This window comes from Streptomyces sp. NPDC041200 (genome assembly GCF_055591805.1).
The window spans coordinates 181121-194186 of record NZ_JBVIZF010000005.1; the positions used below are offsets into that span (position 1 = coordinate 181121).

11 protein-coding genes are annotated in these 13066 nt (G+C 71.7%); 7 read left to right on the plus strand and 4 right to left on the minus strand.

Annotated features, from left to right (window positions below; all coding sequences use genetic code 11):
* The first annotated feature begins 33 nt into the window (after window positions 1–33).
* The 7 genes from ACZ6CL_RS16070 (at window position 34) to ACZ6CL_RS16100 (ending at window position 7941) form a co-directional block, all read left to right on the plus strand.
* Window positions 34–1410, plus strand: a complete 1377-nt coding sequence (locus ACZ6CL_RS16070) for an enolase C-terminal domain-like protein (RefSeq protein ID WP_468936808.1) — start codon at window positions 34–36, stop codon at window positions 1408–1410.
* The gene (locus ACZ6CL_RS16075) at window positions 1407–2183 is read left to right on the plus strand and encodes an SDR family NAD(P)-dependent oxidoreductase (RefSeq protein WP_468936435.1); all 777 of its coding nucleotides are present in this window, start codon (window positions 1407–1409) and stop codon (window positions 2181–2183) included. The genes ACZ6CL_RS16070 and ACZ6CL_RS16075 overlap by 4 nt, the downstream gene beginning before the upstream one ends.
* Before the next feature lie 168 nt (window positions 2184–2351).
* The gene (locus ACZ6CL_RS16080) at window positions 2352–3386 is read left to right on the plus strand and encodes a sugar ABC transporter substrate-binding protein (protein ID WP_468936437.1); all 1035 of its coding nucleotides are present in this window, start codon (window positions 2352–2354) and stop codon (window positions 3384–3386) included.
* A gap of 2 nt (window positions 3387–3388) precedes the next feature.
* Window positions 3389–4999 (plus strand): sugar ABC transporter ATP-binding protein, encoded by a 1611-nt coding sequence (locus ACZ6CL_RS16085; RefSeq protein ID WP_468936439.1) that lies wholly within the window; start codon window positions 3389–3391, stop codon window positions 4997–4999.
* A complete protein-coding gene (locus tag ACZ6CL_RS16090; RefSeq protein WP_468936441.1) occupies window positions 4996–6036 on the plus strand; it encodes an ABC transporter permease in 1041 nt (346 codons plus the stop codon). Before ACZ6CL_RS16085 ends, ACZ6CL_RS16090 begins: the two co-directional genes overlap by 4 nt.
* Window positions 6037–6083: 47 nt before the next feature.
* The gene (locus ACZ6CL_RS16095) at window positions 6084–7079 is read left to right on the plus strand and encodes an aldo/keto reductase (RefSeq protein ID WP_468936443.1); all 996 of its coding nucleotides are present in this window, start codon (window positions 6084–6086) and stop codon (window positions 7077–7079) included.
* 10 nt (window positions 7080–7089) lie between these two features.
* On the plus strand, window positions 7090–7941 hold the full coding sequence (locus ACZ6CL_RS16100) for an amidohydrolase family protein (protein ID WP_468936446.1): 852 nt from the start codon (window positions 7090–7092) through the stop codon (window positions 7939–7941).
* A gap of 386 nt (window positions 7942–8327) precedes the next feature.
* Here ACZ6CL_RS16100 and ACZ6CL_RS16105 read toward each other — a convergent pair whose 3' ends face one another.
* The 4 genes from ACZ6CL_RS16105 to glpK form a co-directional block, all read right to left on the minus strand.
* A complete protein-coding gene (locus ACZ6CL_RS16105) occupies window positions 8328–8999 on the minus strand; it encodes a FadR/GntR family transcriptional regulator (RefSeq protein ID WP_468936449.1) in 672 nt (223 codons plus the stop codon).
* Window positions 9000–9136: 137 nt separating this feature from the next.
* Window positions 9137–9607, minus strand: a complete 471-nt coding sequence (locus ACZ6CL_RS16110) for a hypothetical protein (RefSeq protein ID WP_468936452.1) — start codon at window positions 9605–9607, stop codon at window positions 9137–9139.
* Window positions 9608–9880: 273 nt separating this feature from the next.
* Window positions 9881–11491 carry a glycerol-3-phosphate dehydrogenase/oxidase gene (locus tag ACZ6CL_RS16115; RefSeq protein ID WP_468936454.1) on the minus strand — a complete coding sequence of 537 codons (1611 nt, stop codon included), beginning with the start codon at window positions 11489–11491 and terminating at the stop codon, window positions 9881–9883.
* A gap of 5 nt (window positions 11492–11496) precedes the next feature.
* Window positions 11497–13044, minus strand: a complete 1548-nt coding sequence (gene glpK / locus ACZ6CL_RS16120; RefSeq protein WP_468936457.1) for a glycerol kinase GlpK — start codon at window positions 13042–13044, stop codon at window positions 11497–11499.
* Window positions 13045–13066 lie beyond the last annotated feature (22 nt).

Genomic DNA, 13066 nt, shown 5'->3' on the forward strand with positions numbered 1-13066 from the left:
TATCGCGCGTCGTTCAGGGAGCCCCCATTGAGTTTGCGCCCGACCGTCACTGAGTTCGAGGTCCATGACATCCGGTTTCCCACCTCGGAGCAGCTCGACGGCTCGGACGCGATGAATCCGGACCCCGACTACTCCGCTGCCTATGTAGTGCTCCGTACGGACGCCGATGACACCACCGGGGCGGAAGGCCACGGTTTCGTCTTCACCATCGGCCGCGGCAACGACGTGACCGCCGCCGCCATCCACTCCCTGCGCCCGCAGGTCGTCGGCCGCCCCGCCCCGCTCACCGCGGCCGGTCTTGCCGACCTCTACCGCGACCTCACCCACGATTCGCAGCTGCGCTGGCTCGGTCCCGAGAAGGGCGTCATGCATATGGCGGCCGGTGCGGTGGTCAACGCCGCCTGGGACCTCGCCGCCCGGCACGCGGGCAAGCCGCTGTGGCAGTTCCTGGCCGACATGCCGCCCGAGGAACTGGCCGACCTCGTCGACTACCGCTACCTCAGCGACGCCCTCACCCGCGACGAGGCCCTCGCCATCCTGCGCGCCGCCGAGCCCGGCCGCGCCGAGCGCGCCGCGCGGCTGCGCGAACGCGGCTACCCCGCCTACACCACCTCGGCGGGCTGGCTCGGCTACTCCGACGAGAAAATGATCAAGCTGGCCCAGGAGGCGGTCGCCGACGGTTTCGGCCAGATCAAGCTCAAGGTGGGCGGCGACCTCGACGAGGACCTCAGAAGGATGCGGCTGGCCCGGGAGGCGGTCGGCCCGGACATCCGGATAGCCGTCGACGCCAACCAGCGCTGGGACGTCGCGGAGGCGCTGCGCTGGATGCGTGCCCTGGCGCCGTACGACCCGCACTGGATCGAGGAGCCGACCAGCCCGGACGACGTCCTCGGCCACGCCGCCATCCGCGCCGGACAGCCGGTCAAGGTCGCCACCGGTGAGCATGTCGCCAACCGCGTCGTCTTCAAACAGCTGCTCCAGGCCGGAGCCGTCGACTTCGTGCAGATCGACGCCGCGCGCGTCGCCGGGGTCAACGAGAACCTGGCGATCCTGCTGCTCGCCGCCAAGCACGGGGTGCCGGTGTGCCCGCACGCGGGCGGCGTGGGCCTGTGCGAACTGGTGCAGCATCTGGCCATGTTCGACTTCGTGGCCGTTTCGGGCAGCTGGGACGACCGGGTCATCGAGTACGTCGACCACCTCCACGAACACTTCGCCGACCCGGCGGTGATCGAGGCGGGCCGGTACCGCACACCGGCCGCCCCGGGCTTCTCCGCCCGGATGCTCCCCGAGTCGATCGCCGCCTACCGCTACCCCGACGGGCCCGAATGGCAGGCCCGCAACGCCGCACCCCAGAACACCGCACCCCAGAACGCCGCACCGCAGTCCGCACGACAGGAGGAGACCTCTTGAGCCCCACCGGCGACTTCGAAGGGCTGGCCGCGCTCGTCACCGGCGGCGCCTCGGGCATCGGCGCCGCCATCGCCGCCACGCTGCGCGACCGCGGTGCGCGGGTCGCCGTGCTGGACCGGGACCCGTCGGGCGCCCCGGCCGGGACCCTGCCGGTCAAGGCCGACGTCACCTCCGACGAGGGCGTGCGGACCGCGGTGGACGCGGTGGTGGCCGAATTCGGCGCCCTGCACACCGTCGTGGGCAACGCGGGCATCGGCGCGATCGGCACCGTCGAGGACAACTCCGACGAGGAGTGGCAGCGGCTGCTGGACGTCAACGTGCTGGGCCTGGTGCGCACCGCGCGGGCCGCGCTGCCGCATCTGCGCGCCGCGGCGGCCGACCGGCCCGGCGCCGTCTCCATCACCCACACCTGCTCCATCGCCGCCACCGCCGGACTGCCGCAGCGCGCCGCGTACAGCGCCAGCAAGGGCGCTGTGCTGTCGCTGACCCTCGCCATGGCCGCCGACCACGTCCGCGAGGGCATCCGCGTCAACTGCGTCAACCCCGGCACCGTCGACACCCCGTGGGTCGGGCGGCTGCTCGGCCAGGCGGCCGACCCGGCGGCCGAGCGCGCCGCCCTGGAGGCCCGTCAGCCGACCGGGCGGCTGGTGTCCGCCGAGGAGGTCGCCGCGGCCGTCGCGTATCTGGCGAGTCCCGCCGCCGCGGCCGTCACCGGCACCGCGCTGGCCGTCGACGGCGGCATGCAGGGCCTGCGCCTGCGCCCCGCCACCTGAGCCCCACGCCGTACGCACCGCCCGCCGCGTACCGGACCCGTACCGCCGCACCACGCACCGGCACGCCCGCACCACCGGCACGCCCGCACCACGCACCCGCACCGCCGCACCTCGTACCCGCACGCCCGCACCACGCACGTCGCACAAATCGACTTAGGACGGGACTCGATGACGAGACTCCGCACCACCGGAGCCGCGGCCTGCGCCGTGCTGCTCGCCGTCGCCGGGCTGGCCGGCTGCAACCGTGAGAGCAACGGCGCCGGAGGCGGCAAGGTCGGTATCGACATGCCGCGCACCGACACCGACTTCTGGAACTCCTACCAGCAGTACCTGGAGAAGGGCATCGACAAGGGCACGGTCTCCGCGCTCCCCCTGTCCAACTCGCAGAACGACATCTCCAAGCTCGTCTCCAACGTCCAGGCCTTCACCGACCAGGGCGCCAAGGCGATCGTCATGGCCCCCCAGGACACCGGGGCCGTCTCCTCCACGCTGGAGCAGCTGGAGGAGAAGAAGATCCCCGTCATCAGCGTGGACACCCGCCCCGACGCCGGGAAGATCTACATGGTGGTGCGGGCCGACAACCGGGCGTACGGCACCAAGGCGTGCGAATACCTCGGCCGGCAGCTGGGCGGCAAGGGCCGGGTCGCCGAACTCCAGGGCGACCTCAGCTCCATCAACGGCCGGGACCGCTCGCAGGCGTTCGCCTCGTGCATGAAGAAGAAGTACCCCGGCATCAAGGTGCACGAGCTGCCCACCGACTGGAAGGGCGACGTCGCCTCCGCGAAGCTGCAGAGCCTGCTCGCCCAGCACCGCAAGCTCGACGGCATCTACATGCAGGCCGGTGGCGCCTTCCTGCAGTCCACCCTGGCGCTGCTGGAGCAGAAGAAGCTGCTCAAGCCCGCGGGCTCGGCGGGGCACATCACCATCATCTCCAACGACGGCATACCGGAGGAGCTGGACGCGATCCGCGCCGGGAAGATCGACGCCACCCTCTCCCAGCCCGCCGACCTCTACGCCAAGTGGGCGCTGAACTACGCCAAGGCGGCGCTTGACGGCAAGACGTTCAAGCCCGGTCCGACCGATCACGGCTCGGAGATCGTGAAGATCGAGAACGGTCTGGAGGACCAGCTTCCGGCGCCGCTGGTCACCAAGAAGAACGTCGACGACCCGAAGCTGTGGGCCAACCAGCTCGAAAAGAAGTAGCCATGACAGCGGCAGAGGCAGCGGCAGCAGAGCCCACCGTGGTCCGGGCGGAGGGCATCGTCAAACGCTTCGGACCGACCGTCGCCCTGGACCACGCCCACCTGGCCGTGCGTCCCGGGGAGGCGCACGCCCTCGTCGGACGCAACGGGGCGGGCAAGTCCACGCTGGTGTCCGTCCTCACCGGCATGGAACGCCCCGACGAGGGCGAGGTGACCTTCTCCGGCGAACCCGCCCCCGGCTACGGCGACACCGCGGCCTGGCAGCGCCGGGTCGCCTGCGTCTACCAGAAGTCGATGGTGGTCCCGCATCTGACGGTCGCCGAGAACCTCTACCTCGGCCGCTTCCAGGGCACCGGACGCATCCGCTGGCGCGCGCTGCGCGAGGACGCGCGGGCGCTGCTGGGGGAGTACGGGGTGGACGTGGACCCCCAGACCCGGGCGAAGGACCTCGGCGTCGAGCAGCGGCAGTTCGTGGAGATCGCCCGCGCGCTGTCCTTCGGCGCCCGGCTGATCATCCTCGACGAGCCCACCGCGCAGCTCGACGCGGGCGGCATCGACCGGCTCTTCGCCAAGCTGCTCGAACTGCGCCGCCAGGGCGTCGCGTTCCTGTTCATCTCGCACCACCTGCAGGAGGTCTACGACCTCTGCGACACCGTCACCGTCTTCCGCGACGCTCGCCATGTGCTGACCGCCCCGGTCGCCGACCTCCCCAAGGAGGACCTGGTCGCGGCGATGACGGGCGATGGCGGAGAGGCCCCCGAGGGCGACTCCCGGGCCGCCGTCCGCGCCCCCGTCACCGTCAAGGCGGCCGGCCCGGGCGGCGAGCCGGTGCTGCGCACCGAAGGGCTCACCCTGGACGACGAGTTCGCGCCGCTGGACCTGGTGGTGCGGCCGGGCGAGGTGCTGGGCCTGGCCGGGGCGACCGCCAGCGGCAACACGGCGATCGGCGAGACCCTGGTGGGCCTGCGCAAGCCGGGCGGCGGCCGGGTCTCCGTACGGGGCAGGCCGGTCCGTCCCGGCAGCGTGCCGCACGCCCTCGACGCGGGCATCGGCTACGTCCCGGAGGACCGCCACGACCAGGGTCTCGTGCTGGGCCGCAGCGTCGCCGAGAACGCCACGCTGACCGTCACCGACCAGCTCGGGCCGTACGGGACGGTGCTGCCCTCCCGGACCCGCGCGTTCGCCCAGCGCATGATCACCTCGCTCGACATCAAGACCTCGGGACCGTCGCAGCCCGTCTCGGGCCTGTCCGGCGGCAATCAGCAGAAGGTCGTCATCGCGCGGGCGCTGGCGCGCGAACCGAGCGTGCTGGTCGCCATCCGGCCGACCGCCGGGGTGGACGTGAAGTCCAAGGACGCGCTGCTCGGCGTCGTACGGGAGGTCGCGGCGGCCGGGAGCGGCGCGCTGATCGTCTCCGACGAGCTGGACGATCTGCGGGTCTGCGACCGGGTCCTGGCGTTCTTCCACGGGCGGGTCGTCGCCGAGTTCGGCAGCGGCTGGAGCGACCGTCAGCTGGTCGCCGCGATGGAGGGCATCACGGAACCGGGCACGGACGGCACCACGCAAGGTACAGCCGGTGGAACCGAAGACCGCACAGGAGGACCACAGACATGATCGGTACCGCACGGCAGCAGCCCGCCGAGGCGGTGGCGGACGGCCCGGCGGGGGCCCGGAGCCGTCCGCGGATCGACATCGCCCGCTGGCGCGATCTGTCCCTGGTCCCGGTGATCTTCGTCCTGGGCGTGATCGGCTTCATCGTCTCGCCCGCCTTCCTCACCGAGGACAACCTGATCGGCGTCGTCCAGCAGTCCACCGAGCTGGGGCTGCTGGTGCTGGGCGAGGCGCTGATCCTGATCAGCGGCCGGATGGACCTCTCCCTGGAGTCCACCATCGCGGTGGCGCCCGTGATCGCGCTCTGGCTGGTGCTGCCGTCCCACGGCGCCCGCTTCGAGGGGCTCGGGCTGCTGCCCGTATGGACCGCGATCCCGCTGTGCCTGGCGGTCGGCGCGCTGATCGGGGCGGCCAACGGCTTCCTGATGCTCAAGCTGCGCGTCAACGGCTTCATCGCGACCCTGGGCATGCTCACCATGCTGCGCGGCCTCCAGGTCGGCATCGCCGAGGGCCAGTCCATCGTCAACGTCCCCGAGTCGTTCCGCTACCTCGGCAAGGCCGACTGGCTGGGCGCGCCCGCCGCCGTGTGGCTGTGCCTGGGCCTGTACGCGCTCGGCGGCCTCGCGCTGGGCTATCTGCGGCACGGCCGCTCCCTGTACGCGATCGGCGGCAACCCCGAGGCGGCGCGCGCCGCCGGTATCCGCGTCGACCGCATCACCTGGATCGTGCTCGCCGCCGGCGGGGTGCTGGCGGCCTTCGCCGGAATCCTCTACACCGGCCACTACGGCTCGGTCGCCGCGACCCAGGGCAACGGCTGGATCTTCCAGGTGTTCGCCGCCGCGGTCATCGGCGGCATCAGCCTCAAGGGCGGCCGCGGCACGCTCTTCGGAGCCCTCACGGGTGTGCTTACGCTGCAATTGGTCGTCAATGTGATGACCCTCGGCGGCGTGCCGCCACTGTGGAACCAGTTCATCAACGGCTCCATCATCATCGTCGCGCTGATCATCTCCCGCTACGCGAGCGGCGAGAAGCAGGACTGAGCCGCGGCACCGCGCGGCACCGAGAACAGGAACAGAGGCGAGAAGTCATGGCGCAGGTACCGAGCGGGCCGCGCGAACTGGGGCGCTCGGGCGTCCACGTACCAGCCCTCGGGCTCGGCTGCGCCCCGCTGGCCAATCTGTACGCCGCGGTGCCCGAGGAACGCGCCCTGGCGACCGTCCACACCGCCCTGGAACTCGGCTGCACCTACCTCGACACCGCGCCGCACTACGGCGTCGGACTGTCCGAGGAGCGGCTGGGGCGCGCCCTCGCCGGGCGCGAGCGCGGCTCGTACACGCTCTCCACCAAGGTGGGGCGGCGGCTGCGGGACCGGGCGCCCGGCGAAGCCGTCCAGGCGGACGGCTTCGCGGACACCCCCGACCGCGTCCGCGAGTGGGACTTCACCCGGGACGGCATCCGCGCCTCCCTGGAGTCCTCCCTCGAACGGCTCGGGGTCGACGCCCTCGACATCGTCTACGTCCACGACCCGGAGAACCACATCCGCGAGGTGTACGAGACGGCGTTCCCGGCGCTCGCCGAACTGCGCGACCAGAAGCTCGTCCGGGCCATCGGCTTCGGCATGAACTACAGCGACATCCTCGCCCGCTTCGTCGCCGACCTCGACGTCGACGTCGTCCTGTGCGCCGGGCGCTGGACCCTGCTGGAGCGCACCGCCTACGACGACCTGCTGCCGGTGTGCGAGCGGCGCGGCACCTCGGTCGTGGTCGGCGGCGTCTACAACTCCGGGCTGCTCGCCGACCCCCGCCCCGGCGCGCGCTACAACTACGAGGAGGCGCCGCCCGAGATCGCCGAGCGGGCCCGGCGGCTCGCCGCCGTCTGTGCCGAGTTCGGGGTACCGCTGCGGGCCGCCGCCCTCCGCTTCCCCTTCGGCCACCCGGCCGTCGTGTCGGCGGTCGTCGGCGCCGCCGGCCCGGACGAAGTGCGGGACAACGCCGAGATGTTCGGCTACGACATCCCCGACGAGCTGTGGCACGCGCTGGTGAGGCGCGGCCTGCTCGACGAAGACATCCCGCTGCCGGTCTGAGGAGAGCACTGTGCCGCGCCGCATCGACGCCCACCACCACCTGTGGGACCTGTCCCGCCGGCCGCAGCCGTGGATGGACGGCCCCTGGGCCGACCCCATCAACCGCACGTACACCCCGGCGGACCTCATCCCCCACCTCGACGAGCACGGCATCGACGCCACCGTCGTCGTCCAGTCCAGCTCCTCGTACGACGAGACGCGCGAACTCCTCGCCCTGGCGGGCGCCTCGGACCGCGTCGCGGGCGTCGTCGGCTGGGCCGACCTCACCGACCCCGGCCTGCCCGACGTGCTCGCCGCCCTGGCCGCGGGCCCCGGCGGGGACCGGCTGGTGGGCCTGCGCCATCAGGTCCAGGACGAGCCGGACCCGGACTGGCTGGCCCGCCCCGACGTACGCCGCGGCCTCACCGCCACGGCCGTCGCGGGCCTCGTCTACGACCTGCTGGTCACCCCGCGCCAACTCCCCGCCGCGATCACCGCGGCGCGGGAGCTGCCGGAGGCGCGCTTCGTCCTCGACCACGCGGCGAAGCCACCCATCGCGACCGGTGCCCGCGCCCCCTGGACCGCCCTCCTGACCGAACTGGCCGCCCTGCCGAACGTCGACTGCAAGCTCTCGGGCCTGGTGACCGAGGCCGACTGGACCTCCTGGAAGCCCGAGCAGGTACTGCCCTACGCCCGCCACGTCCTGGACGCGTTCGGCCCGGACCGGGTCCTCTTCGGCTCGGACTGGCCCGTATGCGAACTGGCCGCCCCGTACGAGGACGTCGTCACCCTGGCGACCCAGGCCACCGCACACCTGACCCCCGACGAACGCGCGTCGGTCTTCGGCGGAACGGCAACCCGCGCCTACGCCCTGCCGACGTAGGGACCCCGTGGATCACGCCTCCCCTCACGCCGCGTGCTGAGGGCGCGCCCCTCCAGCGAGCCCGGGGCGGGTACCGGCGCGGTCGGGCCGGACAGCGAGGCGCGACGCCCCGGCTCGACCCGGGCTCGCCGAGCGAGCGCACCAAACCGCTCGGCCTCGGCCCGGGGCCGGGCCCCGGGCCAGGGTTCTGGGGGCGCGTACGGCCCTTGGCTTCGAAGCCGCACGGGGGCACAGACCCATGGCGGGGCGCAGTCCGGGCCCTGGCGGGCTCGCCGCTACCCACCGCTCCGGGGCGGACGTGCCCCGCCACCCAGCCCCTCCGGCGCTTGAGGAGCGGGGGCCGGGGCGGAGCCCCGGTCCGGGGAGGGGCGGGGTGGGGAAGCCCGTCAGAGCGTCGACCGCAGCCACTGCTCCACGCTCGCCACATGCACCGTCGCCCAAGACCGTGCCGCCTCCGCATCACGGTCACGGAGGGCGGACAGGATCGCACGGTGTTCGTGGAGGGTGCGGCTCACCGCGTCCTCCTGGGTGAGGCCGCGCCAGACGCGGGCGCGGGTCGTGGGGCCGGAGAGCCCGTCCAGGAGGGAGCACAGCACCGAGTTGCCCGACGCGTGCACGATCCCCCGGTGGAATTCGAGGTCGCAGGCGACCAGCTCCTCCACCGACGGCGTCTGCCCCAGCGCGTCCAGCTGCGCGCCGAGCGCGTCCAGCTGGGCATCGCTGATCCGGGTGCACGCCTGCGCCGTGGCCGCGGGCTCCAGGATGCGCCGTACCGCCAGGAATTCCAGGACGGTGTCGTCCCGGTGGAAGTCCACGACGAAGCTCAGCGCCTCCAGCAGCAGCTGGGGGTCGAGGCTGGTGACGTACGTACCGTCGCCCTGCCGTACGTCGAGGATGCGGATCAGGGACAGCGCTCGGACGGCCTCGCGCAGCGAATTGCGGGACAGGCCCAGATCCGCGGCCAGCTCGCTCTCCTTGGGAAGCCGGTCACCCGGGCGCAGGGCACCCGAGACGATCATGCCCTTGATTTTTTCGATCGCCTCGTCGGTGACCGCCATGATGGACCTCCGGGTCAAACATCCGATGTATGGGTCCATTATGACGCGCGCGGACCGGCGGCGTCTTCGGGGGACGCCGCCGGTCCGTTATCGGCCTTCGCCCAGTGGGCTCAGCCGGGTGGGCTCAGCCGAGGGGCTCAGAAGGTGAAGGGGCCCGGGGACTGCGCCGTGGTGGCGGTGCAGTTCACCGTGATCAGGCCGAAGACCACCAGCTTCAGCGACTTGGCCTCCAGTACGTCACCCGCGGCCACGGTGCCCTTGAGCGGGCCGGTGGTCACGTCGGCGCCGGTCTTGATGGCCGGGTTGGCGTTGCCGGTGAACGTCGTCGTGCCGGAGCCGTTCTTCGACAGCGTCAGAGTCGAACTGACCGCGCCCGCCGGAATGTCGATCGGCGCCTTGACGGCCGCCGAGGACAGGGTGATGGTCGCGGCGGTGCCGCTCTGCGTGGCTGTCAGCGTCGCCAGGCCGGAACCGAACGTTCCACAGTCGGCCGTCAGCGTCGCGGTGGTCGGGGTGACCGCGACCGCGCTCGGCGCCAGTGTGAGCGCGCCGGCGGCCAGTGCTGCTGCTCCCATTGCCGTGCCGATCCCGAGCTTGATGCGTCTCATGGGGGACTGCCTTCCGGGTGGGGGAAGTGAGCGGTGGGCTTGTGGGGGGTGCGCCCGCGCTTCCTGACTGTCCGTCACGCGTGGACGGAAAGCTATTGATACGCGTGCCACCGAAGAAGGCAAGAGTGATTCAGCGATTTTTTAACTGACGAGTAAGGTCGCGCCCCGCGCGGCAACAGGCACATACGGCATATGCGGACGGCCGGGTGAGAAGAAACGTGCCTTCTCACCCGGCCGTCCGCGCACCGGTCAACGATCGACCAGCGGGAGGCCTCAGCCCCGCTTGGCCAGCAGCTCCTCGACCCGCCCGCGGATGCCGTCGTCGTCCAGGCCGCGGATCGTCAGCGTGGTGCGGCGCCGCAGCACGTCGTCCGCCGTCTGCGCCCACTCGTGGTCCCGGGCGTAGACGACCTGGGCCCAGATCTCCGGCGCGTCGGGGTGGATCCGCTCGGCGAGCGCCGCGTCACCGCTCGCCAGCCGCGCGATGTCGAAGGAGAGCGAACCGTAGTGGGTCGCCAGGTGGCGCGCGGTGTCCGCGGCCATGCGCGGGCCGGGCGTACCGCCGTCCACCAGCAGCCGGTGGGCGACCGCGTGCGGATTGGCGAGCCCGGGCAGCGGCATGTGCTTGGGCAGCTGCCCCATGGGCTCCATGTCGTCCGCGAGCGGACGCCCCGGCAGCTGGGCGAGCTTGCTCATCACGGTGCGGCCGATGTGGCGGAAGGTCGTCCACTTGCCGCCGGCTATGGAGAGCATGCCGCCCTTGCCCTCGGTGACGACCGTCTCCCGTTTGGCCTTGGCCGTGTCGCCGGGACCGCCCGGCAGCACCCGCAGCCCCGCGAACGAGTAGGTGATCAGGTCGCGGGAGAGCTGCTGGTCACGGATGGAGAAGGCGGCCTCGTCCAGGATCTGGGTGACGTCCGCGTCGTTGACCGCGACATCCGCCGGGTCGCCCTCGTACGGCTCGTCGGTGGTGCCCAGCAGCAGCATGTCCTCCCAGGGGAGGGCGAAGGTGATGCGGTACTTGTCGATGGGCGTCGCCAGCGCCGCCCGCCACGGGGAGGTGCGCTTGAGGACCAGGTGCGCGCCCTTGGAGAGCCGGATGGACGGCGCCGCACCCGGGTCCTCCATCCGCCGCAGGTGGTCCACCCAGGGGCCGGTGGCATTGAGCACCAGCCGGGCGTTCACGCCGAACTCGGTGCCGTCGGTGCGGTCCCTCAGGTCCGCGCCGGTGACCCGGCCGTCCGTCTTGCGCAGCCCGGTGACCTCGGCGTGGTTGAGCACGGTGGCGCCCGCGTCGACCGCCCCGCGGACCGTCATCAGGGCCATGCGGCTGTCGTTCATCTGTCCGTCGCCGTACACGGCGACCGCCCGCAGCCCCTCGGTGCGCAGCTCCGGGACGTCCCGCGCGGCCTTCTCGGCGTTGATCACATGGCCGACGCCGTCACGGAACGCGGACAGCGCCGAGTACGCGAAGACGCCCGCGCCCAGCTTGGCCGCGCCGTGCGGGCCGCCCTTGTAGACCGGCAGGTAGAAGGTGAGCGGGTTGGACAGGTGCGGCGCGACGCTGCGCGAGACGGCGCGCCGCTCGAAGTGGTTCTCGGCGACGAGCTTGACCGCGCCGGTCTGGAGGTAGCGCAGGCCGCCGTGGAGCAGCTTGGAGGAAGCGGAGGAGGTGGCGCCGGCGAAGTCACCGGCGTCCACCATGGCTACCCGCAGTCCGGACTGCGCGGCGTGCCAGGCAGTGGTGATGCCCAGGATGCCGCCGCCGATCACCAGGAGGTCGTACGAAGCCTTGGACAGCTGTTCCCGGGTTTCGGCGCGGGTCGGGTGCGAACCGGCAGCCGGGTGCGTCCCGAGGGAAGGAACGCTCTGCAGGGGGGTCATTGAGATTACTCCTCGTCCTCGATCCAGCCCATGGTCCGCTGCACGGCCTTGAGCCAGTTCTTGTACTCGCGGTCCCGTACGTCCGCTTCCATACGGGGGGTCCACTCGGCGGCCCGGCGCCAGTTGGCGCGCAGCGCGTCGGTGTCCGGCCAGAAGCCGACGGCCAGACCGGCGGCGTAGGCGGCGCCGAGGCAGGTGGTCTCGGCGACCATCGGGCGCACCACGGGTGCGTCGAGGGCGTCCGAGAGGGTCTGCATCAGCAGGTTGTTGGAGGTCATTCCGCCGTCGACCTTGAGCGCGGTCAGCTCGACGCCGGAGTCCTTGGTCATCGCGTCGACGATCTCGCGGGTCTGCCAGGCGGTGGCCTCCAGCACGGCCCGCGCGATGTGTGCCTTGGTGACGTAACGGGTCAATCCCGCGATCACGCCGCGCGCGTCGTCGCGCCAGTACGGGGCGAACAGCCCGGAGAACGCGGGCACGAAGTACGCGCCGCCGTTGTCCTCCACCGAGCTGGCCAGGGTCTCGATCTCGGCGGCGCTGTTGATCAGCCCCATCTGGTCGCGCATCCACTGCACCAGCGAACCGGTGACCGCGATGGAGCCCTCCAGGGCGTACACCGGCTTCTCGTCGCCGATCCGGTAGCCGACGGTGGTCAGCAGGCCGTTGTAGGAGTTGACCGGCTTGTCGGCGGTGTTCATCAGCAGGAAGGTGCCGGTGCCGTACGTGGACTTGGCCTCGCCCTCGGCGAAACAGGTCTGGCCGAACAGCGCCGCCTGCTGGTCGCCCAGCGCGGAGGCGACGGGCACGCCCTGGAGGATGCCGTCCGCGCTGCGCCCGTAGACCTCGGCGGAGGAACGGATCTTCGGCAGCAGCGCGGCCGGGATGTTCATCGACGTGAGGATCTTGGGATCCCAGTCGAGGGTGTGCAGGTTCATCAGCATGGTGCGGGAGGCGTTGGTGACGTCGGTGACGTGCACCCCGCCGTTGACCCCGCCGGTCAGGTTCCAGATGACCCAGGAGTCCATGGTGCCGAAGAGGATCTCGCCGGCCTCGGCGCGCTCGCGCAGCCCCTCGACGTTGTCGAGCAGCCAGCGGATCTTGGGTCCGGCGAAGTAGGACGCCAGGGGCAGACCCGTCTCGCGGCGGAAGCGGTCCTGGCCGACGTTGCGGCCCAGCTCCCGGCAGAGGGCGTCGGTCCGGGTGTCCTGCCAGACCAGCGCGTTGTGCACCGGCTCACCGGTGTTCTTGTCCCACAGCAGGGTGGTCTCGCGCTGGTTGGTGATGCCGATCGCCTTGACGTCGGCCGAGGTGATCTCGGCCTTGGTGATCGCGCCGGTCACGACCTCTTGCACGTTCTGCCAGATCTCGGTCGCGTTGTGTTCGACCCAGCCCGGCTTGGGGAAAATCTGTTCGTGCTCCTTCTGGTCGACCGAGACGATGCGCCCGTCCCGGTCGAACACGATGCAGCGGCTGGACGTGGTGCCCTGGTCGATGGCGGCGATGAACGGACCGTGTCCGTGGGAGGAGGCGCTCGTGGTGTGGGTGTCGGTCATGGTGGGTTGCTCTCCTGCGAGT

Coding starts and splice junctions, on each gene's coding strand:
- ACZ6CL_RS16080 (WP_468936437.1), top strand. CDS start 2,352: ATGACGAGACTCCGCACCACCGGAGCCGCGGCCTGCGCCGTGCTGCTC.
- ACZ6CL_RS16085 (WP_468936439.1), top strand. CDS start 3,389: ATGACAGCGGCAGAGGCAGCGGCAGCAGAGCCCACCGTGGTCCGGGCG.
- ACZ6CL_RS16090 (WP_468936441.1), top strand. CDS start 4,996: ATGATCGGTACCGCACGGCAGCAGCCCGCCGAGGCGGTGGCGGACGGC.
- ACZ6CL_RS16095 (WP_468936443.1), top strand. CDS start 6,084: ATGGCGCAGGTACCGAGCGGGCCGCGCGAACTGGGGCGCTCGGGCGTC.
- ACZ6CL_RS16105 (WP_468936449.1), bottom strand. CDS start 8,999: ATGGCGGTCACCGACGAGGCGATCGAAAAAATCAAGGGCATGATCGTC.
- ACZ6CL_RS16110 (WP_468936452.1), bottom strand. CDS start 9,607: ATGAGACGCATCAAGCTCGGGATCGGCACGGCAATGGGAGCAGCAGCA.
- ACZ6CL_RS16115 (WP_468936454.1), bottom strand. CDS start 11,491: ATGACCCCCCTGCAGAGCGTTCCTTCCCTCGGGACGCACCCGGCTGCC.
- glpK (WP_468936457.1), bottom strand. CDS start 13,044: ATGACCGACACCCACACCACGAGCGCCTCCTCCCACGGACACGGTCCG.